The 21299-nt window shown below is 69.5% G+C and carries 20 protein-coding genes and 2 pseudogenes; 5 read left to right on the top strand and 17 right to left on the bottom strand.

Annotation, left to right across the window (positions count from 1 at the left end; translation table 11 throughout):
• Positions 1-59 precede the first annotated feature (59 nt).
• The 4 genes and pseudogenes from IOD14_RS07720 to IOD14_RS07705 form a co-directional block, all read right to left on the bottom strand.
• On the bottom strand, positions 60-2594 hold the full coding sequence (locus tag IOD14_RS07720) for an ATP-binding protein (protein ID WP_123991674.1): 2535 nt from the start codon (positions 2592-2594) through the stop codon (positions 60-62).
• Positions 2595-2824: 230 nt separating this feature from the next.
• Positions 2825-3148, bottom strand: a complete 324-nt coding sequence (locus IOD14_RS07715) for an STAS domain-containing protein (RefSeq protein ID WP_020136551.1) — start codon at positions 3146-3148, stop codon at positions 2825-2827.
• 151 nt (positions 3149-3299) lie between these two features.
• On the bottom strand, positions 3300-4148 hold the full coding sequence (locus IOD14_RS07710) for a 3-hydroxyacyl-CoA dehydrogenase family protein (RefSeq protein ID WP_123991672.1): 849 nt from the start codon (positions 4146-4148) through the stop codon (positions 3300-3302).
• Between the two features lie 137 nt (positions 4149-4285).
• Positions 4286-4414 (bottom strand): annotated as a pseudogene (locus IOD14_RS07705) (TetR/AcrR family transcriptional regulator); the annotation flags it as partial.
• On the opposite strand from IOD14_RS07705, the pseudogene IOD14_RS44205 reads away from it, so the two are divergent.
• A pseudogene (locus tag IOD14_RS44205) lies at positions 4410-4576 on the top strand (ABC transporter permease); the annotation flags it as partial. The pseudogenes IOD14_RS07705 and IOD14_RS44205 overlap by 5 nt on opposite strands.
• 13 nt (positions 4577-4589) lie before the next feature.
• On the top strand, positions 4590-5162 hold the full coding sequence (locus tag IOD14_RS07700; protein WP_123991671.1) for a cob(I)yrinic acid a,c-diamide adenosyltransferase: 573 nt from the start codon (positions 4590-4592) through the stop codon (positions 5160-5162).
• On the opposite strand, the gene IOD14_RS07695 is transcribed toward IOD14_RS07700, so the two are convergent.
• Entirely contained in the window at positions 5159-5689 is a 531-nt protein-coding gene (locus tag IOD14_RS07695) for a hypothetical protein (protein WP_123991670.1), read from the bottom strand. The two genes, IOD14_RS07700 and IOD14_RS07695, sit on opposite strands and share 4 nt — an antisense overlap.
• Before the next feature lie 153 nt (positions 5690-5842).
• Between IOD14_RS07695 and IOD14_RS07690 the strand changes: the two genes are divergently transcribed.
• The 3 genes from IOD14_RS07690 (at position 5843) to IOD14_RS07680 (ending at position 9594) form a co-directional block, all read left to right on the top strand.
• The gene (locus IOD14_RS07690; protein WP_123991669.1) at positions 5843-7006 is read left to right on the top strand and encodes a histidine kinase; all 1164 of its coding nucleotides are present in this window, start codon (positions 5843-5845) and stop codon (positions 7004-7006) included.
• Positions 7003-7653 (top strand): response regulator transcription factor, encoded by a 651-nt coding sequence (locus tag IOD14_RS07685; protein ID WP_123991668.1) that lies wholly within the window; start codon positions 7003-7005, stop codon positions 7651-7653. Before IOD14_RS07690 ends, IOD14_RS07685 begins: the two co-directional genes overlap by 4 nt.
• A 117-nt stretch (positions 7654-7770) precedes the next feature.
• Positions 7771-9594: a glycoside hydrolase family 18 chitinase gene (locus tag IOD14_RS07680; RefSeq protein WP_212669927.1), complete on the top strand. Its 1824-nt coding sequence runs from the start codon at positions 7771-7773 to the stop codon at positions 9592-9594.
• A gap of 308 nt (positions 9595-9902) precedes the next feature.
• On the opposite strand, the gene IOD14_RS07675 is transcribed toward IOD14_RS07680, so the two are convergent.
• The 12 genes from IOD14_RS07675 to glyA all read right to left on the bottom strand — a co-directional run bounded on the left by IOD14_RS07675 (position 9903) and on the right by glyA (position 21244).
• Positions 9903-10349 carry a DUF2550 domain-containing protein gene (locus IOD14_RS07675; RefSeq protein WP_123991666.1) on the bottom strand — a complete coding sequence of 149 codons (447 nt, stop codon included), beginning with the start codon at positions 10347-10349 and terminating at the stop codon, positions 9903-9905.
• Between the two features lie 142 nt (positions 10350-10491).
• Entirely contained in the window at positions 10492-10866 is a 375-nt protein-coding gene (locus IOD14_RS07670; RefSeq protein ID WP_037721615.1) for a F0F1 ATP synthase subunit epsilon, read from the bottom strand.
• A gap of 110 nt (positions 10867-10976) precedes the next feature.
• The gene (gene atpD / locus IOD14_RS07665) at positions 10977-12413 is read right to left on the bottom strand and encodes a F0F1 ATP synthase subunit beta (protein WP_053850768.1); all 1437 of its coding nucleotides are present in this window, start codon (positions 12411-12413) and stop codon (positions 10977-10979) included.
• Entirely contained in the window at positions 12413-13330 is a 918-nt protein-coding gene (locus tag IOD14_RS07660; RefSeq protein ID WP_123991665.1) for a F0F1 ATP synthase subunit gamma, read from the bottom strand. The genes atpD and IOD14_RS07660 overlap by 1 nt, the downstream gene beginning before the upstream one ends.
• A 21-nt stretch (positions 13331-13351) precedes the next feature.
• Positions 13352-14941, bottom strand: a complete 1590-nt coding sequence (gene atpA / locus IOD14_RS07655) for a F0F1 ATP synthase subunit alpha (RefSeq protein WP_123991664.1) — start codon at positions 14939-14941, stop codon at positions 13352-13354.
• 125 nt (positions 14942-15066) lie between these two features.
• Complete coding sequence (locus IOD14_RS07650; RefSeq protein WP_123991663.1) at positions 15067-15882, bottom strand: F0F1 ATP synthase subunit delta; 816 nt, start codon at positions 15880-15882, stop codon at positions 15067-15069.
• Complete coding sequence (locus IOD14_RS07645; RefSeq protein ID WP_174269236.1) at positions 15879-16430, bottom strand: F0F1 ATP synthase subunit B; 552 nt, start codon at positions 16428-16430, stop codon at positions 15879-15881. Before IOD14_RS07645 ends, IOD14_RS07650 begins: the two co-directional genes overlap by 4 nt.
• A 42-nt stretch (positions 16431-16472) precedes the next feature.
• Entirely contained in the window at positions 16473-16703 is a 231-nt protein-coding gene (locus tag IOD14_RS07640; RefSeq protein ID WP_031040683.1) for an ATP synthase subunit C, read from the bottom strand.
• Between the two features lie 76 nt (positions 16704-16779).
• Positions 16780-17604 (bottom strand): F0F1 ATP synthase subunit A, encoded by an 825-nt coding sequence (gene atpB / locus IOD14_RS07635; RefSeq protein ID WP_123991662.1) that lies wholly within the window; start codon positions 17602-17604, stop codon positions 16780-16782.
• Between the two features lie 225 nt (positions 17605-17829).
• The gene (locus IOD14_RS07630; RefSeq protein WP_212669926.1) at positions 17830-18261 is read right to left on the bottom strand and encodes a hypothetical protein; all 432 of its coding nucleotides are present in this window, start codon (positions 18259-18261) and stop codon (positions 17830-17832) included.
• 307 nt (positions 18262-18568) lie between these two features.
• Positions 18569-19873, bottom strand: coding sequence for an MraY family glycosyltransferase (locus IOD14_RS07625; RefSeq protein ID WP_123991660.1), 1305 nt, complete (start codon positions 19871-19873; stop codon positions 18569-18571).
• 129 nt (positions 19874-20002) lie between these two features.
• Positions 20003-21244, bottom strand: coding sequence for a serine hydroxymethyltransferase (glyA, locus tag IOD14_RS07620; RefSeq protein WP_212669925.1), 1242 nt, complete (start codon positions 21242-21244; stop codon positions 20003-20005).
• Positions 21245-21299 lie beyond the last annotated feature (55 nt).

Genomic DNA, 21299 nt, shown 5'->3' with positions numbered 1-21299 from the left:
ACGCCGACGAGGGCCGGGTCCGTGTGACGGACCCGGCCCTCTTGTGTCGCGCGCTGTCTCTAGATGACCGACCCGCTCGGTGAGCTCACGGTGCTGCTCTCCGGGGCGGCGGCCGAACTGCTGGTCTCCACCGGGGCGGTGGAGGCCGGCCCGCTCGCCGAGTTGGAGTTGGTGGGGGTCGTGTCGGTCGGGGAGGACGTGGGCGTCTCCGTCGGCGTGCTCGACGGCCCGGTCGGCGTCGACGACGGCGTACCGGAGTTGCTGGGCCTGCCGGTGGGCGAGGTCGGCGGGTTGGACGGGCTGGACGGCCTCGGTGACGTGGGCCTCGTCGAACTCGGCGAACTGCCACCGCGCGTCCCACTCGGATCGTCGGACGGCCGCGCCGTACCCGTCGGCGTCGGATCGTCCGAAGTCCCGTACGTCCCGTCGGGCCCCGGATCGGTCGGCCGGGACGTGGCCGTGCCCGTGTCGCCCTTGCCGTCGTCGTTCTTCGGGACGTCCGCGCCGAGGTTGCCGTCGTCGATGCCGACGCTGGCCGACGGGTTGACGCCGACCTGGTCGGACGGTGCGTTCGGGTCGTTGTCGGAGGTGGCGCCCAGCGTCACGACCGTGCCGAGCACCGCGACCAGGAGCGCACCCGCGCCGGCCGCGACGAGGTTGCGCTTGGCGAGGCCCTTGAGTCCGCCCCTGGCCTTGCGCGAGGGCGCGGGTGTGGAGGGCGAGCGGTGGACGACGATCGTCTGCGAGTCGGCCGGCGGCTGGAGCGGCGGGAAGGCCGCGGGGACTCCCCCGGGCGGTGAGGCCGACTCGTCGTAGCGGGCGTCGGGCACCTCCTCGCCCGCCATCGCGCCGAGGCCCACCAACCCGGGCGCGGGTGTGGTGCCGTCCCGGTCGGAGACCAGCGCGAGCGCGCGGCGGCCCGCGACCGTGCCCCGCTTGTCGGCGAGGGCGCCGCGCAGGCCGATGGAGGCTTCCAGCTCGGCGCGGGCCCGGTCGAGCTGTCCGCCGCAGAGCGCGAGGATGCCGAGTTCGTGGTGGAAGTAGGCCTGTTCGGACACCTCACCGGCCAGCCGGGAGGCCTCGGAACCGGCCCGCAACGCACGCTCCCAGGCACCCCAGTGGCCGCCGGCGGCGAATGCGGGCGCCGCTGTCCGGGCCAGCTGCACGGTGGTGGTCTCCTCGCCGTCCAGGGGCGCGGTGGTCCCCGGGACCAGGACGGTGAGGGCGGCGAGCAGGGCGTCCGCCTCGGCGCACACCCGCTCGGGGGTGACCGAGGGGTGTCCGGCCCACCAGCCGTAGTGCTGGGCGGCGGTGCGGGCGCGGGTCTCGGTGTCGTCGCCGTATCCGGCGGCCTCCAGCTGGGTGAGGACCCCGGCGGCGAGCCGGTAGCGGGAGCCGACCGGGGAGACCAGGCCCGAGTCCGCGAGCTCGCCGAGGGCGGCGTCCGCGTGGGTGTCCCCGACCAGGGCGGGCAGATGCGCCTGGTGGGGCACCTCGCCGCCGAGGGCGACGGCGAAGCGCAGGGTGGCGCGCGCGGACTCGCTCAGCCGGGACGCGAGCAGCGGGGCCGGTGCCGCGGCCTCACCGAGCGCGGGCAGGGGTATCTCCTCGCCCTCGTCGGGGGTGAGGGGGGCGTCGACCGGGGGCGCGTCCGCGAACACACCGAACTCGTCGACGGCGTTCGCCCCGGCCCGCATCCGGTCGCGCTGCCTGAGCAGGGCGCCGGCCTGGACGAAGCGCAGGGGAAGGCCCTCGGACTCGAACCAGAGGTCGCCCGCCCAGTTCGACTCGTCCTCCGTCAGCACCCGGCCGACGGAACGCTCCAGGAGCTCCAGGCCGTCGGCGCGCTCCAGGCCGCTGAGGAAGACCTCCTCGACTGCGGAGTCGGCCGAGGGCGCGGGCACGTCGGGTGTCGCGCCGATCACGAACGCGCACTCGGGGGTGGCGTCCAGCAGTTCGTCGAGGGCCGCGCCGCCGAACTCGATGTCGTCGAGGACGACGACCGCGCCGATCTCCCGGACGCAGGAGAGCAGCTCGTCCCGGTCGGGGCGGTGCAGGGGCGCGTTGAAGACGGCGTAGAAGAGGTCGTGGAGCAGCTCGCTCGCCGTGCGGTTGAAGCCGCTGAGGCGGACCACGCCGTCGGGGGCGAGGTCCGAGCAGTCCTCGGCGACGATGTCGAGGAGGCTGGTGCGGCCCGAGCCGGCGGGACCGGTCAGGCGTACCGAGCGGCCGCGGGCGAGCAGCCGTACGAGCCGTTCGCGTTCGTCCTGGCGGGCCAGGAGGTGGAGCGCGGTGCGGGTCGGTCCGGGCGGGACGGGCGGGCGGGCCGCGCGGTCCACCTCGGCGCGTTCGGCGGCGCTGTACTTCTCGGGTCGTCCGGGCCGTTCGCCGGGCGGGCAGGCCTCTATCTCGCTGCCGTCGACGGGGTTGACGGTGAGCAGGAAGTCGCCGGTGACGAGCTGCACGGTGCGGGCGAGCGCGGGCGTGTGCTGGCCGAAGTCGGATGTGAGGGAGTCCCTGGGAGGCCTCTGACGCGGCGCTGCGCCGTCGTCGTCATGGCCGTACTCCTCGGGTCCCCGGTTGTTCGGGTCCATAGGTTCAAGCCCCCCAAAAGCGTCTTGTGTGCCGTTTGCGGCCCCTCCCGGCCTGCTGCACACAGCGCTGTCGCTTCTGGTCCGGGCCCGCTCGAAGGGATTGTGGCAGCGGGCGACCGAACCCTAAACCTTCGCACAGTATCTACGACAGCCCGGGGTACCGCGCCGTCCGAGACGTCACAGTCTCGTGAGGATTGCGCGTGACACGCGTCTCGTCGCCGCGGTCCGGGTCAGACGCGGGGCAGGGACTCCACCCCGATGCCGCCCTCGATCGCCAGGATCCGGTGCAGCCGGGTGGCAACCAGGAGGCGCTGCATCTGCGGCGGCACGTCACGCAGCACCAGCCGGCGGCCGCAACGGCCGGCCCTGCGGTGGGCTCCCATGATCACCCCGAGTCCGGTGGCGTCCCAGGAGTCCAGCTCGGACAGGTCGAGCACCAGGTCGCCGGCTCCGTCGTCGACGGCCGAGTGCAGGACCGTACGGGCGTCCGCCGCGCTGCGGACGTCGAGGCGGCCCCCGACGACCAGCTCGGCGTGGTCGCCCCTGATGTACATATGCGCTCCCCGTGAGTGCGTGTAGTACTCCACGAATCTGATGTCCAGTGATGACACCTCTGACTGCGTTGAGCGGTCGGAGGTTGCCGTCTGTAAGCGAACCGATACCGAATTCACCCTCGGGTGTGAAACCTGAGGGGCTTGTGCGGATTCAGTGCTTGTAGAAGCCCTGCCCGCTCTTGCGTCCGATGTCACCGGCGTCCACCATCCGGCGCATCAGCTCCGGCGGCGCGAACTTCTCGTCCTGGGACTCGGTGTAGATGTTGCTCGTGGCGTGCAGCAGGATGTCGACGCCGGTCAGGTCCGCCGTCGCCAGCGGGCCCATGGCGTGGCCGAAGCCCAGCTTGCAGGCGAGGTCGATGTCCTCGGCGGTCGCGACGCCCGACTCGTAGAGCTTGGTCGCCTCGACGACGAGGGCGGAGATGAGACGGGTCGTCACGAACCCGGCCACGTCCCGGTTGACGACGATGCACGTCTTGCCGACGGACTCGGCGAACTCCCGCGCGGTGGCGAGGGTTTCGTCGCTCGTCTTGTAGCCGCGGACCAGCTCGACGAGTTGCATCATCGGCACCGGCGAGAAGAAGTGGACGCCGACGACCCGCTCGGGGCGCTCGGTGGCCGCCGCGATCTTGGTGATCGGGATCGCGGAGGTGTTGGAGGCGAGCACGGTGTCCGGGCGCACGATCCCGTCAAGCGTGCGGAAGATCTCGTGCTTGACTTCCAGCTTCTCGAAGACGGCCTCGACGACGATGTCGGCGTCGGCGGCCGCGTCCAGGTCGGTGGTCGCGGTGATCCGGGCGAGGGCGGCGTCGGCGTCGTGCGCCTCCAGTTTGCCCTTGCTCACGAACTTGTCGTACGAAGCCTTGATGCCATCGGTGCCGCGCTTCAGCGCCTCGTCGGTGACGTCCCGCAGGACCACGTCCCAGCCCGCCTGGGCGGAGACCTGGGCGATGCCGGAACCCATCAAGCCGGCGCCGATGACGGCAAGCTTCCGTGCCACTGTTGCGACTCCCCTTTGAAACGCCTTACGCCCTGTTTACGTTGCCTCTGCGGCGGACACTAGCGCTCGTGAGGGGCTGTGTGACCGGTTAGTAATGCGCGTCACGTCTCATCTGACGGACATCACACCGGTAGCTGTCACGAGTGGTCTCGTACGGCGTAGTTGAGCACCTTATCGCTCAACAACTCCTCCATGTCGTCGAGAAGCGTCGGTGTCTCTCGTGATACTTCGTCCGGTTCGCGCCCCGCGCCCGTCTCGCGTCCGATGCCGCTGGTGCCGGCCTGGCTGGACGTGCTGTCGCACCTCATGCCGCCGCGCTGTCCGGTGGACGCCCGCACATGCCGTACGGCGGCGCCTTGGTCGCCGTCGCTCTCACGGTGCGCGCCGTGACGGTCGGCACACGAGTGTTCCGGACAGCCGGGGCGTAACTACGCTGGACGCATGGTCAATCTGACGCGTATCTACACCAGGACCGGCGACCAGGGCAGCACCGCCCTCGGTGACATGAGCCGGGTCGCCAAGACCGATCTGCGGATCTCCGCGTACGCGGACGCCAACGAGGCGAACGCGGTGATCGGTACGGCGATCGCCCTCGGCCACCTGGAGGAGGAGGTCGTCGAGGTCCTCACCCGGGTGCAGAACGACCTGTTCGACGTCGGCGCCGACCTGTCCACGCCCGTGGTCGAGAACCCCGAGTTCCCGCCCCTGCGTGTCGAGCAGTTCTACGTCGACAAGCTGGAGGCGGACTGCGACCGCTTCAACGAGCGGCTGGAGAAGCTGCGGTCCTTCATCCTGCCGGGCGGCACCCCGGGCGCGGCCCTGCTCCACCAGGCCTGCACGGTCGTACGGCGTGCCGAGCGTTCCACGTGGGCGGCCCTGGAGGTCCACGGCGACCACATGAACCCGCTCACGGCGACCTACCTCAACCGCCTGTCCGACCTGCTGTTCATCCTGGCGCGGACGGCCAACAAGGACGTCGGGGACGTGCTGTGGGTGCCGGGCGGGGAGCGCTAGCGCTGCTGTTTCGGGAACAGCGTGTAGCTGCCGGCGATGACCAGGTTGATGCCGATCACCCACAGCATCCGCTGCTGCCAGGCCCGCAGCGACTCGGTCTGTCCGTCGCCGACGTACCAGACCGCGGCCTGCAGCAGGGCCACCGCGACGACCGCGGCGAGGATCCAGCGGCCCGCGACCTTCCACTCGTGGACGGCGCGGGCCGTGCCGTACTTCGGTGGCTTCACCGGCGCCGGCCCGCCCGCGAACCGGTGCGCGACCCGGGCGTCCGCCCACTTGATCGTCGAGTGGCCGAGACCCACGGTGAAGCCGATGTAGACGGCCGCCAGGCCGTGCTTCCAGTCGGGCTCGGCCCCGTTCTTGAGGTCGATCGCGGTGACCGTGAACAGCACGAGCTCGAGGAGCGGCTCGCACAGCAGCAGGGCCAGCCCCACGCGCGGCATGCGCAGCCCGTAGCGGAAGGCCAGTCCGGCCGCGAGCAGCACCCAGAAGGCCACCTCACAGGCGATGATCAGTCCGACGACCACGACACGCTCCCTTCGCTCACCCTTCCAGGCTCCCGGTGGCCCCGGCCCGTTTCGTCGTCGGCGGTGACGAGACCGCCGTACATCGAAAGATGCAGTCCAGGACCGTTCCCGGGGATCAGGCGCGGGGTGCGGACACCGTGTTGGATGGGGGTCATGGCCCTCCCCCGCCCGCACCGCTTCGACGTGTACATCGCGGCCGGCGGCCTGCTCGGCGGTCTGCTGCTGGTGGGCATCGGCCTCGGGACGCGTCCGTCCAGCGACCCGATGACGCTCTTCGACGGCCCCTGGCCGGTCCTCGTGCCGCTCACCGTGCTGGCCGGCTGCGAGCTGCTGCGCCGCACGGCCCCCCGGGCGGCCCTGCTCACCGGCACCGCCGCGATCTGCGCCGACCTGGTGACCCAGGGCAACCTCGCCACGGTCCTGATGTTCACCGACGTCGTCTACGCGGCCGTCCTCTACGGCCCGCTCGCCTCGGCCCGTCGCATCCAGTGGATCACCGGGCTGCTGACCGTGGCCGCGACGCTGGTGCCGTTCGCGGTCTGGCGGGTGCCGGAGGCGCTGCTGATCGGCGTGGTCGTCGGAGTCGTGGCGTACGCGCCCGCCTCGACCGGCTGGATCGTGCGCAACCACCGTGACGCCGCCGAGGCGGCGAGGCTGCGCGCCGAACAGACCGCGCTGCTCGCGGAGATGGACCGCACCCAGGCCGTCACCGCCGAACGCGCCCGGATGGCACGGGAGTTGCACGACATGGTGGCCAACCACCTCTCCGCGATCGCCATCCACTCCACGGCCGCGCTGTCCATCGACGACCCGGCGACCTCCCGGGAGGCCCTCTCGGTGATCCGGGAGAACAGCGTCGACGGGCTCGCCGAGATGCGCCGTCTGATCGGCATCCTGCGCGACGGCGACCACGAACCCGCTGCCGTCCCCACCCTCGACGGCCTCACCGCCCTCGTCGACGGAGCCCGCGCCAACGGCCTGGACGTCACCCTGGACGCCTGCCACCACGGCACGGTGCCCGCGCCGGTCGAACTCGCCGCCTACCGCATCGTCCAGGAGTCGCTGACCAACGCCCTCAAGCACGCGTGCCCCGGCCCGGTCACGGTGACGCTCGGCCGACGGGACGGTGCGCTGACCGTCGCCGTGCGCAGTCCGTACGGCGACCGGGACGGGCCGCGCGCCCCGGGATCCGGCGCCGGACTGGTCGGGATGGGCGAGCGGGCCGCGCTGCTCGGCGGGACGTTCGACGCCGGTCCCGACGGCCGGTTCTGGACCGTGCGCGCCACCCTGCCCCTGGATGAAGGAGCCCCCGAATGAGCCGCGCAGTCAGGGTTCTCGTCGCCGAGGACCAGTCCGCCGTCCGCGCCGGGCTGGTCCTCATCCTGCGCAGCGCCCCCGGCATCGAGGTGGTCGGTGAGGCGGCGGACGGTGAGCAGGCGGTGGCGCTGGCCCGCGAGCTTCGGCCGGACCTGGTGCTGATGGACATTCAGATGCCGCGTCTGGACGGGGTGTCGGCGACCCGGGAGGTCGTCGGGGAAGGGCTCGCGGACGTCCTCGTGCTGACCACCTTCGACCTGGACGAGTACGTCTTCGGGGCGCTGCGGGCCGGTGCCGCCGGTTTCCTGCTGAAGAACACGGAGGCCAAGGACCTCATCACGGCCGTGCGCACGGTGGCGCGGGGTGAGGGGATCGTCGCCCCGGCCGTCACCCGGCGCCTGATCGCCGAGTTCGCCGCCAGGCCGGTGCGCGGGACGAGCGTCGATCCGGCCGTGCTCGACACCCTCACCCGACGGGAACGCGAGGTGTTCTCCTGTCTCGGGGAGGGCCTGTCCAACGCCGACATCGCCGGCCGCCTCGACATGGCGGAGGCCACGGTGAAGACGCACGTCAGCCGTCTGCTGGGGAAGCTGGAGCTGCGCAGCCGGGTGCAAGCGGCGGTGCTGGCGCAGGAGTTGGGGGTCTAGGAGCCGTATACGAGAGTGGTCCAGACCTATTGACCCGTGGTCCAGACCTTTCTATTCTCGCGGCACCGTGGGCGTGAGGCTCAGTCACGCCCCAACTCCTCCCCTAGGAGGCGCACGATGCGCTTCAGACACAGAGCCGCGGCAGGGTTCGCGACGCTGTTGCTCCCCTTCGCCGGCCTGGTCGGCCTCGCGAGCCCCGCCCAGGCCGCGACCTCCGCCACGGCGACCTACGCCAAGACCCAGGACTGGGGCACCGGCTTCGAAGGCAAGTGGACGGTGAAGAACACCGGCACCACCAGCCTCAGCTCCTGGACCGTCGAGTGGGACTTCCCCTCCGGCACCTCCGTCACCTCCGCCTGGGACGCCGACGTCACCTCCTCCGGCACCCACTGGACCGCCAAGAACAAGTCCTGGAACGGCACCCTCGCCCCCGGCGCCTCCGTCTCCTTCGGCTTCAACGGCGCCGGTGCCGGAGCTCCGGCCAACTGCAAGCTCAACGGCGGCAGTTGCGACGGCGGCTCCACCCCGGGTGACGCGGCCCCGTCCGCCCCCGGCACCCCCACCGCCTCCGACGTCACCAACACCTCGGTGAAGCTGGCCTGGAGCGCCGCCACCGACGACAAGGGCGTCAAGAACTACGACGTGCTGCGCGACGGTGCCAAGGTGGCGACCGTGACGACGACGTCGTACACGGACACCGGTCTGACCGCCGGCACCGACTACTCGTACACCGTGCAGGCCCGTGACACCGCCGACCAGACCGGTCCGGCCAGCGGCGCGGTCGCCGTGCGCACCACCGGCGGCACCACCGACCCGCCGCCCACCGGCTCCAAGGTCAAGCTCGGCTACTTCACCGAGTGGGGCGTCTACGGCCGCAACTACCACGTCAAGAACCTGGTGACCTCGGGCTCCGCCTCGAAGATCACCCACATCAACTACGCGTTCGGCAACGTCAAGAACGGTCAGTGCACCGTCGACGACACCTACGCCGCCTACGACAAGGCCTACGCCGCCGACCAGTCCGTCAGCGGCACCGCCGACACCTGGGACCAGCCGCTGCGCGGCAACTTCAACCAGCTGCGCCAGCTGAAGGCCAAGTACCCGAACATCAAGGTGCTCTACTCCTTCGGCGGCTGGACCTACTCCGGCGGCTTCGGCCAGGCCGCGCAGAACCCGGCCGCCTTCGCCAAGTCCTGCAAGGCGGTCGTGGAGGACCCCCGCTGGGCCGATGTCTTCGACGGCATCGACATCGACTGGGAGTACCCGAACGCCTGCGGTCTGACCTGTGACACCTCCGGCGCGGCCGCCTTCAAGAACCTGATGTCCGCGCTGCGCACCGAGTTCGGCTCGAACTACCTGGTCACCGCGGCCATCACCGCCGACGGCTCCTCCGGCGGCAAGATCGACGCGGCGGACTACGGCGGCGCCTCCCAGTACATCAACTGGTACAACGTGATGACGTACGACTACTTCGGCGCCTTCAACGCACAGGGCCCGACCGCCCCGCACTCGCCGCTGACCTCGTACGCCGGCATCCCGCAGGCGGGCTTCAACTCCGCCGACGCGATCGCCAAGCTGAAGTCGAAGGGCGTGGCCTCGAACAAGCTGCTGCTCGGCATCGGCTTCTACGGGCGCGGCTGGACCGGCGTCACCCAGGCCGCCCCCGGCGGCTCGGCGACCGGCGCGGCACCCGGCACCTACGAGGCGGGCATCGAGGACTACAAGGTCCTCAAGAACTCCTGCCCCGCCACCGGCACCGTCGCGGGCACGGCGTACGCCTACTGCGGCAACAACTGGTGGTCCTACGACACCCCCGCGACGATCGCCGGGAAGATGACCTGGGCCAAGAACCAGGGCCTGGGCGGCGCGTTCTTCTGGGAGTTCAGCGGTGACACCAGCAACGGCGAACTGGTCAGCGCCATCAACAGCGGGCTGAGCTGACATCTGATCCGGACTGAGGGCGCGTGGCCTGTGCCGCGCGCCCTCGGCGTGCTCCCCCCAGGGCCGTTCGGCCCCCACCGAAGGACCATCAGCGGCCGACAGCCTGCCGCCGAGCGGGAACAATCGATATCTCGACCACAAGCGGAATGGTTCATTCGGGGGGAAGAATGAAGCGCAGGCCCAGCAACAGGCGAAACACCGGCACCCCGTCGGCCCGGCTCGGGAGGGGACTGTGGGGGATGTTCACGGGGACGACGATGGCGGCTCTCCTGGCCGTCCTCCCCGTCACCGTCACCGTGACCCTCGACTCAGGCCACGTTGACACGCTGACCGGGGGGAGCTGCCTCCAGCCACGCCAGGAAACCGGTCAGGGCGTCCTCGCTCATGGCTAGTTCGAGACGCGTACCGCGGTGCAGGCAGGTCAGGATCACGGCGTCGGAGAGAAGCGCCAGCTCCTCCTCCCCCTCGGGGTGACGGCGGCCGGCCACCTCGATCGCGGCCCGCTCCAGCACCCGGCGCGGGCGGTAGGCGTAGGAGAAGACGCGGTACCACTCGACGCGGTCGCCGTTGTAGCGGGCGACGCCGTAGCTCCAGCCCTTGCCGCTGGTGTCCGTCTTCTCCGGGACGTCCCAGCGCAGCGAACAGTCGAAGGTGCCGCCGGAGCGCTGGATGAGTCTGCGGCGCAGACCGAAGACGAAAAGCCCCAGTACCACCAGGGCCACGACGATTCCGCACACAGTCAGAGCGAGGACCATCGACACCGACCTCCTCGTCTCCTAGGTACCGTCAATAGGTAACGGAACGGAAAAAACATCCAGATCTGCCTCAGCCGCGACCGGCTCCGGATCGCTCCGGTGCCGGCCGCGGCTGAGTGACGTCATACGGCTCCGCGCTGGTTCAGCGCGACGTCGCCGCGCGCAGTCGTACGTCCGCGCGACGCTCGGCGGCGGCATCGCCCTCCGCCTTCGCGCGCTCCAGCTCCCGCTCCGCGCGCTGGACGTCGATCTCGTCCGACAGCTCGGCGATCTCGGCCAGCAGGGACAGCTTGTTGTCCGCGAACGAGATGAAACCGCCGTGCACCGCGGCGACGACCGTTCCACCGTCACTCGTACGGATGGTCACCGGGCCCGACTCCAGCACACCGAGCAGCGGCTGGTGACCGGGCATGACGCCGATGTCGCCGGACGTGGTGCGCGCGACGACCAGGGTGGCCTCGCCGGACCAGACCTCTCGGTCGGCCGCGACCAGCGCGACGTGCAGCTCAGCAGCCAAGGTGGCTCCTCGGGTCACCACCCGGCGGTTCTGCCGGGTGTTGGTTACAAGTCTAGTAGGCACAAAAGAGGGGGCGGGACGTGCCCCGCCCCCTCAGACGAGCACGATGCTCAGGAGACGCCCAGCTCCTTGGCGTTGGCCTTGAGGTCCTCCAGGCCACCGCACATGAAGAACGCCTGCTCCGGGAAGTGGTCGAACTCGCCGTCACAGATCGCGTTGAACGCGGTGATCGACTCGTCCAGCGGCACGTCCGAACCGTCGACGCCGGTGAACTGCTTGGCGACGTGGGTGTTCTGCGACAGGAAGCGCTCGACGCGGCGGGCACGCTGGACGACCAGCTTGTCCTCCTCGCTGAGCTCGTCGATGCCGAGGATCGCGATGATGTCCTGGAGGTCCTTGTACTTCTGGAGGATCCCCTTGACGCGCATGGCGGTCTCGTAGTGGTCCTGCGCGATGTAGCGCGGGTCCAGGATGCGGGACGTGGAGTCCAGCGGGTCCACGGCCGGGTAGATGCCCTTCTCGGAGATCGGACGGGACAGAACCGTCGTCGCGTCGAGGTGGGCGAAGGTGGTGGCCGGGGCCGGGTCGGTCAGGTCGTCCGCGGGGACGTAGATCGCCTGCATCGAGGTGATCGAGTGACCACGGGTCGAGGTGATGCGCTCCTGGAGGAGACCCATCTCGTCGGCCAGGTTCGGCTGGTAGCCCACCGCGGAGGGCATACGGCCGAGCAGGGTCGAGACCTCGGAACCGGCCTGCGTGAAGCGGAAGATGTTGTCGATGAAGAACAGCACGTCCTGCTTCTGCACATCGCGGAAGTACTCCGCCATGGTCAGACCGGCGAGGGCCACGCGCAGACGGGTGCCCGGGGGCTCGTCCATCTGGCCGAAGACCAGCGCGGTCTTGTCGATGACGCCGGAGTCCGACATCTCCTCGATGAGGTCGTTGCCCTCACGGGTGCGCTCGCCGACACCGGCGAACACGGAGACACCGTCGTGGTTGTTGGCGACGCGGTAGATCATCTCCTGGATGAGCACCGTCTTGCCGACGCCGGCACCACCGAACAGACCGATCTTTCCACCCTTGACGTACGGGGTGAGAAGGTCGATGACCTTGACGCCGGTCTCGAACATCTCGGTCTTCGACTCGAGCTCGTCGAAGTTCGGGGCCTTGCGGTGGATGGACCAGCGCTCGCCCTCGTACTGCTCGTCGACGTTCAGCACCTCACCGAGGGTGTTGAACACCTTGCCCTTGGTGAAGTCGCCGACCGGGACGGTGATGCCCGTGCCGGTGTCGGTGACCGGGGCCTGGCGGACCAGACCGTCGGTGGGCTGCATCGAGATGGTGCGGACCAGACCGTCACCCAGGTGCTGGGCGACCTCCAGGGTCAGCGTCTTCTTGGCGCCGTCCTGGGCCGGGTCGGCCACCTCTACGTGCAGAGCGTTGTAGATCTCCGGCATCGCGTCGACGGGGAACTCCACGTCGACGACCGGGCCGATGACCCGGGCGACGCGGCCCGTGGCAACGGCCGTCTCAACTGTCGTCGTCATTACCTGTCACTCCCCGCGGTCGCGTCGGCCAGGGCTGCGGAGCCACCGACGATCTCGCTGATTTCCTGGGTGATTTCGGCCTGGCGGGCCGCGTTGGCAAGTCGGGAGAGCGTGGTGATGAGCTCTCCCGCGTTGTCGGTGGCCGACTTCATCGCGCGCCGCGTGGCGGCGTGCTTGGAGGCGGCCGACTGGAGCAGCGCGTTGTAGATACGGCTCTCCACGTAGCGCGGCAGCAGGGCGTCGAGGACGTCCTCCGCCGAGGGCTCGAAGTCGTAGAGCGGAAGGATCTCGCCCTGCGGCTTCGCCTCCTTGGCCACCTCTTCGAGGCTGAGCGGCAGCAGACGGTCGTCGAGCGCCGTCTGCGTCATCATCGAGACGAACTCGGTGAAGACGATGTGGAGCTCGTCCACGCCGCCCTCGGCCGTGTCCTTCTCGATGGCCTCGATCAGCGGGCCCGCGACCTTCTTGGCGTCCGCGTACGTCGGCTCGTCGGTGAAGCCGCTCCACGACTCCGCGATCTTGCGCTCACGGAAGTTGTAGTGGGCGACACCACGGCGGCCAACGATGTAGATCTCGACCTCCTGGCCCTCCCGCTCCAGCCGCTCGGTGAGCCGCTCCGCCTGCTTGATGGCGTTGGAGTTGAAGGCGCCCGCGAGACCGCGGTCGCTCGTCAGGAGCAGCACCGCGGACCGCGTGACCGTCTCGGCCTGCGTGGTCAGCGGGTGCTTGGTGTTCGAGCCGGTGCCGACCGCCGTGACCGCGCGGGTGAGCTCGGTCGCGTACGGCGTGGAGGCCGCCACCTTGCGCTGCGCCTTGATGACGCGCGAGGCGGCGATCATCTCCATCGCCTTGGTGATCTTCTTGGTCGCGGTGACGGATCGGATGCGACGCTTGTAGACCCGGAGCTGGGCTCCCATGAGTCAGGTCCCTTCCTTACGTCACTTGGCCGCGGCCGGGGCGTCCTCGCCGAGAAGCTTGCCGTCCGAGGTCTCGAACTGCTTCTTGAAGTCGGCGATCGCGTCGGCAACAGCGGTGAGGGTGTCGTCCGACATCTTGCCGCCCTCCTTGATGGAGGTCATGAGGCCCTGCTCCTTGCGGTGCAGGTACTCGAGCAGCTCCTTCTCGAAGCGGCGGATGTCGTTGACCGGGACGTCGTCCATCTTGCCGGTGGTGCCGGCCCAGACGGAGACGACCTGGTCCTCGGTCGCCATCGGCTGGTACTGGGCCTGCTTCAGCAGCTCGACCATGCGCTGGCCGCGCTCCAGCTGCGCCTTCGACGCGGCGTCCAGGTCGGAACCGAAGGCGGCGAACGCCTCCAGCTCACGGAACTGGGCGAGGTCCACGCGCAGACGACCCGAGACCTGCTTCATCGCCTTGTGCTGCGCGGAACCACCGACTCGGGAGACGGAGATACCGACGTTCAGCGCGGGGCGCTGACCGGCGTTGAACAGGTCCGACTCCAGGAAGCACTGGCCGTCGGTGATGGAGATGACGTTGGTCGGGATGAACGCCGAGACGTCGTTGGCCTTGGTCTCGACGATCGGCAGACCGGTCATCGAGCCGGCGCCCATGTCGTCGGAGAGCTTGGCGCAGCGCTCCAGCAGACGGGAGTGCAGGTAGAAGACGTCACCCGGGTAGGCCTCGCGCCCCGGCGGGCGGCGCAGCAGCAGGGACACGGCGCGGTAGGCGTCGGCCTGCTTCGAGAGGTCGTCGAAGATGATGAGGACGTGCTTGCCCTCGTACATCCACTGCTGGCCGATGGCCGAACCGGTGTACGGCGCCAGGTACTTGAAGCCGGCCGGGTCGGACGCCGGGGCGGCGACGATGGTCGTGTACTCCAGCGCGCCGGCCTCTTCGAGGGCGCCACGCACGGAGGCGATGGTCGAGCCCTTCTGGCCGATGGCGACGTAGACGCAGCGGACCTGCTTCTTCGGGTCGCCGGAACGCCAGTTGTCACGCTGGTTGATGATCGTGTCGACGGCCAGGGCGGTCTTGCCGGTCTGACGGTCACCGATGATCAGCTGACGCTGGCCACGGCCGATCGGGGTCATCGCGTCGACGGCCTTGTAGCCGGTCTCCATCGGCTCGTGCACCGACTTACGGGCCATGACGCCCGGAGCCTGCAGCTCGAGGGCACGACGGCCGCTGGTCTCGATCTCGCCGAGGCCGTCGATCGGGTTGCCGAGCGGGTCGACGACGCGGCCGAGGTAGCCCTCGCCGACGGCCACGGAGAGGACCTCACCGGTACGGGAGACCGGCTGACCCTCCTCGATGCCGCTGAACTCACCGAGGACGATGGCGCCGATCTCGCGCTCTTCCAGGTTGAGCGCGAGGCCGAGGGTGCCGTCCTCGAACTTCAGCAGTTCGTTGGCCATGGCCGAGGGCAGACCCTCGACCTTCGCGATGCCGTCGCCGGCAAGGGTGACCGTACCGACCTCCTCGCGCGAGGCCGCGTCCGGCTTGTACGACTGGACGAAGTTCTCCAGCGCGTCCCGGATCTCCTCCGGCCGGATCGTGAGCTCCGCCATCTGGGTTCCCTGCTCTCCTTGTTGGGCCCGAAGTTTCACTTTGGGGGTCTGGGGGCGACCCCCAGGATTCTTCATGTACGGCCCAACCAGGGCCGTCGTAAGTACGTACTGCTATGAAGTTGCTGCTAGCCCGCCACGCGGCGGCCGGCGTCCTCGATGCGGTCCGCGATCGAGCCGTTGATGACCTCGTCGCCGACCTGCACCCGGATCCCGCCGAGGACCTCGGGGTCCACGTCGAGGTTGAGGTGCATCTGACGGCCGTAGAGCTTCGCCAGGGCATCGCCCAGACGCTGCTTCTGCCGGTCGCTCAGCGGAACCGCCGAGGTGACGACGGCCACCATGCGGTCACGGCGCTCGGCGGCGAGCTTGGACAGGGACTCCAGTCCCGACTCCAGGCTACGTCCCCGGGGCGCGGCCACAAGGCGCGTCACCAGACGCTCGGTCACGGCGTCGGCGCGGCCGCCGAGCAGGCTGCGAAGCAGCTCGCCCTTGGCCGAGGCCGACGCGGCCCGGTTGGTCAGCGCGGCGCGCAGCTCGGTGCTCGAGGCGACGATCCGGCCGAACCGGAACAGCTCGTCCTCGACGTTGTCGAGCTTGCCCCGCCGCTGCGCGGCGGTGAGGTCGGCGAGGTCGGCCAGCTGCTCCAGGGCGTCCACCAGGTCGCGCGACTGCGACCAGCGGGAGCGCACCATGCCGGACACCAGGTCCGCGGCGGCGCCGCCGACCTGCGTGCCGATCAGGCGCTGGGCCAGTTCGGCCTTTGCCTCGCCGGGCTGCGCCGGGTCGGTGAGGACCCGACGCAGCGACACCTCGCGGTCGAGCAGCGCGGTGACGGCGGCCAGCTCGTCGGCGAGCGAGCCGGCGTCCACGGACGTGTTGTCCGTCAGCGCGTCGAGACGCTCACGTGCGGCTGCCAGGGCCTCGCGGCTCGCTCCGTTCATCGAGCCGCCTCGGCCTTCTCCTCGAGGTCCTCGAGGAAGCGGTCGATCACGCGGCTCTGCCGGGCGTGGTCCTCGAGGGACTCGCCGACGAGCTTGCCTGCCAGGTCGGTGGCGAGCTTGCCGACGTCCTGGCGCAGCGCGGACGCGGCGGCCTTGCGGTCGGCCTCGATCTGCGCGTGACCGGCGGCGACGATCTCCTCGCGCTGCCGCTGGCCTTCCGCGCGCATCTCGGCGATGAGCGTGGCGCCCTGCTCCTGCGCCTCCTGGCGCAGACGCGCGGCCTCGTGGCGGGCCTCGGCGAGCTGTGCCTTGTACTGCTCAAGGACGCTCTGGGCCTCGGTCTGCGCGGCCTCGGCCTTCTCGATACCGCCCTCGATGGCCTCGCGACGCTCTTCCAGAACCTTGTTGATGGTCGGGAGGAGCTTCTTGGCGAGGAAGCCGAAGACGATGACGAAGGCGATCAGGCCGATGACGAGCTCCGGCCACGGCGGAATGAGGGGATTCTCCTTCTCCGCCTCGGCCGCCAGCTGAACCAGTGCGTGGTTCACATCAGTGCCTTTCGTCGAATGGGGCTGTCGTCGTGGTTCGTCTTAGTAGACGAACGGCATGACGAGGCCGATGAGGGCCAGCGCCTCACAGAACGCGAAGCCGAGGATCTGGTTACCGCGGATGAGGCCGGCCGCCTCGGGCTGGCGGGCGAGGGCCTGGGTGCCGTTGCCGAAGATGATGCCGACGCCGACGCCCGGGCCGATCGCGGCGAGGCCGTAACCGATGGAGCCGAGGTTGCCTTCGACCGCAGCGAGGGTCTGGAGAGCGGACATGCCGGTTCTTCCTTCTCTTTCAGTGACCGGTGGGGGTTGGCCACCGGATGTCTCTTGGGGTGTGGCGGGGCGGTGCTCAGTGGTGCTCGGCGAGCGCGCCCTGGATGAAGGTGCAGGTCAGGAGGACGAACACATACGCCTGAACCGCCTGGATGAAGAGCTCGAAGGCCGTCATCACGATGACCATCACGAACGAGACGGCGGAGTAGGCGATGCCGATGCCGTTCAGCATGTACCAGCTGGCGATCGTGAAGAGCAGCAGCAGGGTGTGACCGGCGAACATGTTCGCGAACAGTCGCACCGCGTGCGTGAACGGACGCACCAGCAGGTTCGAGGCGAGCTCGATCGTCATCGACAGCGGGAGCACCGCGCCCAGCGACTTGTCGTAGCCGGTGAAGTTCTTGAAGGCGCCGACGAAACCGTGCCGCTTGAAGGTCAGCGAGACCCAGGTGACGTACACGATCGCGGCCAGGATCGCCGGGTAGGCGATGATCGACGTCACCGGGAAGGAGGCGACCGGGACGATCGACCACAGGTTCAGCATCCAGATGAAGAAGAACAGCGAGACGGCGAGCGGTACGTACTTCTCGCCCTCCTTCTTGCCGATCGTCTCGTAGACGACGCCGCGGCGGACGAAGTCGTAGCCGGCCTCGGCGATCATCTGGAGCTTGCCGGGGACGACCTTCGGGCGAGCGAAGGCGGCCCAGAAGAAGCCCACGATGATGACGGAGCCGAGCAGGGCGAGCAGCATCGGCTTGTTGAAGTAGAGGCCGTTGCCGTCCGCGTCGCCCCACAGGGGCTCGAACATGAACGAGTGCAGGCCCGGAGCCGGGAAGCCACACCCGTCGAACAGGTGACAGCTCGTGTCGAAAGCGAGCGTCTGCGTCGGGTCAGCACTCACCGCGGGCTCCTTCGTCGTGGCGCATAGGTACGGCAACCTCGTTGTGTCGGCGCGGCGGTAGGCCGCAGTTCGGCACGGGACTGGTGTAACGGATGTGGGGGCGGCCGGGGGGCATCGAGCCTCGCGTTCGAGCAGGCGTCAGCTCGGATGCCCGCGCCCGCGATGCCGCAGTTGGCACCGGACGATAGCAGGGTCTCTCAGTCGCATTTATCCCGGCCCTACCTCTCACGACGAGTGCCCCGTTTTTTCGGGCTTGGTGCCCGAATCGGGTTCGACGTAGAGGATCTTGGACTTCATGTGGGCGCGTGTCTGTGCGGCGATCCAGGTGAGGGTGCCGACGACGAGCGTGAGAGCGAAAGCCTTGGGGTGGAACAGCGTGGTGTTCTTGAACACCGCGACGAAGACGAACAGCAGCAGGATCTGAGCCGTGTAGAGCATCAGGCCCATCGCCTGGAAGAGGTGCGGAAGCGATTTGGCAGTGCGCTGCAGGACGTAGAGGCCGATTCCCATGAACAGGATCACGACCAGCGTCGCCACCCCCGCGCCGACCGCACCCTTGCCACCGGCGACCACACCACTGACGACGGCTGCGACAGCGCCGACGGCGGCCGTGGGCACGGCGGCCTGAGCCAGGATCCGGACGTCGTTGGACGGCATGGCGGCAACTCCGCTTTCAAAGGGGGGGTGTGTCGTCATGGACGAGCGTAGTCCCGGGCTGAGAGTGACCCTCACGCCAAGGGACCGTCGCACTACGGTCCTTCGGCTCTGTCCCGGGTTCTCGTGAACCGTATCACAAACTATTTGATGCGGTCTTTACCTAGATAGTGTGCCAGCTGTCACACATGAGAGTGAAGGTGCGCGTCTGTGCGGAAACACGGTCGAGTTGTCTGGTATAAGGGCGGTTTGTCGCCCCGGTGAACTCCCACGCGTTGGCAATGCTTTAGTCAGATTCTTACCTTGGGCGTCAGCGCGAGGTCTCCGCCTTACGCCTCTCCGGGACGTGCGAACGGGCGCTCAGCGCGGTCGCGCCGTTGACACCCGCCACCCCCACGCCGACCGGGGTGCGCTGTTCCACCTCCACGGGCTCCGCGGCCACGGGACGGCGACGGCGGTAGCGCGGCGGCACGATGTGCTGGGCCCACATGGGGGCACGCGGGGTGAAGCGCGGCAGGAGCAGCAGGACGAGCCCGATCGCGCTGAGGAACACCACACCGAGCACGATCCACATGGACGCGGAGTTCACCGAGTAGGCGAGCGAGCCGAACGCGATCAGCGCCGACCAGAAGTACATGATCCACACGGCCCGGCTGTGCGAGTGCCCGATCTCCAGGAGCCGGTGGTGCAGATGCCCGCGGTCGGCGGCGAACGGCGACTGACCGCGCCAGGTGCGGCGCACGATCGCCGAGATCAGGTCGGCGGCCGGCACCGCGATGATGGTCAGCGGCAGCAGCAGCGGGATGTAGACGGGGACCGTCTGGTGCACGGCCGCCTTCTCCGACCCGGCGAACAGCTTCAGCGCGTCCGGGTCGATCTGCCCGGTGATGGAGATCGCGCCCGCGGCCAGCACCAGGCCGATGAGCATCGATCCCGAGTCGCCCATGAAGATCCGCGCGGGGTGCATGTTGTGCGGCAGGAAGCCCAGGCACATGCCCATCAGGATCGCCGAGAACAGCGTGGCCGGGGCGGCCGCCTCGATGCCGTACGAGTACCAGATCCGGTAGGCGTACAGGAAGAACGCCGCCGCCGCGATGCAGACCATGCCGGCCGCGAGGCCGTCGAGGCCGTCGACGAAGTTCACCGCGTTGATGGTGATGACGACGAGCGCGACCGTCAGCAGGGTGCCCTGCCACTGGGTCAGCGCGACCGAGCCGACGCTGGGGATGGGCAGCCACAGGATCGTCAGACCCTGCATGACCATCACGCCCGCGGCGATCATCTGGCCGCCCAGCTTGATCAGGGCGTCGATCTCGAACTTGTCGTCCAGGACGCCGATCAGCCAGATCAGCGCCGCTCCGGAGAGCAGGGCGCGCGGTTCGTTCGACTTCTCGAAGACCTCGCTGAGGTTGGTCAGGTGGTCGGCGACCAGCAGGCCCGCGCACAGTCCGAAGAACATGGCGATACCGCCGAGCCGCGGAGTCGGTTCCCGGTGCACGTCACGGGCCCTGATCTCCGGCATCGCTCCGGCCACGATCGCGAACTTCCGTACCGGCCCTGTCAGCAGATACGTCACCGCGGCCGTGATGCAGAGCGTCAGCAGGTATTCACGCACAGGCTTCCCCACAGGTCTCGCTGGCCATCTCAGCCCCACACCCTAGCGACGGACGCATATGGTTGGGGACTTCCGGGTAGAGCCGATGGTTGCACGTGCGGCTGTGCACGCAGGTGCGGATACCCCCGCTCAGGCCGGATACGGCGGAAATCCGCCGAGCAGATCCCGCACTTCTTCACGTGCCCGGGCGCTCTCGACCTCGCCGCGCACGACCCCCGCGAGCAGGGCGGCGATCCTCACCATCTCCGGCTCGCCCATGCCCTGGGTGGTGACGGCGGCCGTCCCGAGGCGCAGTCCGCGGCTGTCGGCGTGAGGCAGCGCACAGCAGTCGAGCACGATCCCGGCGGCCGCGAGCCGTCCCCGGGCCGTCCGTCCGTCGACGCCGAGCGGCGCCGGATCGGCCGTCACGAGGTGGGTGTCGGTCCCGCCTGTGGTGACGACGAGCCCCTGGCCGGCCAGCCCGGCCGCGAGAACCCGCGCGTTGGCGACCACCTGATGGGCGTACACGGCGAAGGCCGGTGTTGCCGCCTCGCCGAACGCGACCGCCTTCGCGGCGATGGTGTGCATCTGGGCGCCGCCCTGGGTGAACGGGAAGACGGCCCGGTCGACCCGCTCGGCCAGTTCGCTCCCGCAGAGGAGCATTCCGCCGCGGGGACCGCGCAGCACCTTGTGCGTGGTGGCGCAGACGACATCGGCGTACGGCACCGGACTGGGCGCCGCTCCCCCGGCGACGAGCCCGATCGGGTGGGCGGCGTCGGCGATCAAGTACGCGCCCACCTCGTCGGCGACCTCGCGGAAGAAGGCGTAGTCGATGTGCCGGGGATAGGCGATGGAACCGCACACGATGGCCTTCGGCCGGTGGTTCAGGGCCAGTGTGCGCACCTGGTCGTGGTCGATGAGCCCGGTCTCGGCGTCGACGCCGTAGCCGACGAAGTCGAACCAGCGGCCGGAGAAGTTGGCGGGCGAGCCGTGGGTGAGGTGGCCGCCGTAGGGCAGGCCGAGGGCGAGGACGGTGTCGCCGGGGCGCAGCAGGGCGGCGTAGGCGGCGAGGACCGCCGAGGAGCCGGAGTGGGACTGCACGTTGGCGTGTTCGGCGCCGAACAGGGACTTCGCCCGGTCCACCGCGAGCCGCTCGGCGACGTCGACGATCTCGCAGCCGCCGTGGTGCCGGGCGCCGGGATAGCCCTCGGCGTACTTGTTGGCCAGCGGCGAGCCGAGCGCGGCCAGTACGGCGGGCGAGGTGAAGTTCTCGGCGGCGACCAACTGGAGCGAGGTCGACTGGCGGTCGAGCTCCGCGAGCAGGATCTCGGCCAGCTCGGGGTCCTGCCGCGCGAGGACATCGGCGGTCTGGGGCGCATGGATGACCGACATGGTGGGCTCCGGGGCGTCGACGATGACGTACCCCCAATGTAGGCCCGGGGCCGGT

Source organism: Streptomyces sp. A2-16, assembly GCF_018128905.1.
Classification (GTDB): Bacteria; Actinomycetota; Actinomycetes; order Streptomycetales; family Streptomycetaceae; genus Streptomyces.
The sequence above is the reverse complement of the archived record's forward strand: the minus strand, read 5'-3'. Positions and strand labels throughout refer to the sequence as shown.

Bases quoted from the DNA above. Each gene is read 5' to 3' on its own strand.
- IOD14_RS07720 (WP_123991674.1), bottom strand. From the start codon at position 2,594: ATGGACCCGAACAACCGGGGACCCGAGGAGTACGGCCATGACGACGAC.
- IOD14_RS07715 (WP_020136551.1), bottom strand. From the start codon at position 3,148: ATGTACATCAGGGGCGACCACGCCGAGCTGGTCGTCGGGGGCCGCCTC.
- IOD14_RS07700 (WP_123991671.1), top strand. From the start codon at position 4,590: ATGGTCAATCTGACGCGTATCTACACCAGGACCGGCGACCAGGGCAGC.
- IOD14_RS07690 (WP_123991669.1), top strand. From the start codon at position 5,843: ATGGCCCTCCCCCGCCCGCACCGCTTCGACGTGTACATCGCGGCCGGC.
- IOD14_RS07685 (WP_123991668.1), top strand. From the start codon at position 7,003: ATGAGCCGCGCAGTCAGGGTTCTCGTCGCCGAGGACCAGTCCGCCGTC.
- IOD14_RS07680 (WP_212669927.1), top strand. From the start codon at position 7,771: ATGCGCTTCAGACACAGAGCCGCGGCAGGGTTCGCGACGCTGTTGCTC.
- IOD14_RS07675 (WP_123991666.1), bottom strand. From the start codon at position 10,349: ATGGTCCTCGCTCTGACTGTGTGCGGAATCGTCGTGGCCCTGGTGGTA.
- atpD (WP_053850768.1), bottom strand. From the start codon at position 12,413: ATGACGACGACAGTTGAGACGGCCGTTGCCACGGGCCGCGTCGCCCGG.
- IOD14_RS07660 (WP_123991665.1), bottom strand. From the start codon at position 13,330: ATGGGAGCCCAGCTCCGGGTCTACAAGCGTCGCATCCGATCCGTCACC.
- atpA (WP_123991664.1), bottom strand. From the start codon at position 14,941: ATGGCGGAGCTCACGATCCGGCCGGAGGAGATCCGGGACGCGCTGGAG.
- IOD14_RS07650 (WP_123991663.1), bottom strand. From the start codon at position 15,882: ATGAACGGAGCGAGCCGCGAGGCCCTGGCAGCCGCACGTGAGCGTCTC.
- IOD14_RS07640 (WP_031040683.1), bottom strand. From the start codon at position 16,703: ATGTCCGCTCTCCAGACCCTCGCTGCGGTCGAAGGCAACCTCGGCTCC.
- IOD14_RS07630 (WP_212669926.1), bottom strand. From the start codon at position 18,261: ATGCCGTCCAACGACGTCCGGATCCTGGCTCAGGCCGCCGTGCCCACG.
- glyA (WP_212669925.1), bottom strand. From the start codon at position 21,244: ATGTCGGTCATCCATGCGCCCCAGACCGCCGATGTCCTCGCGCGGCAG.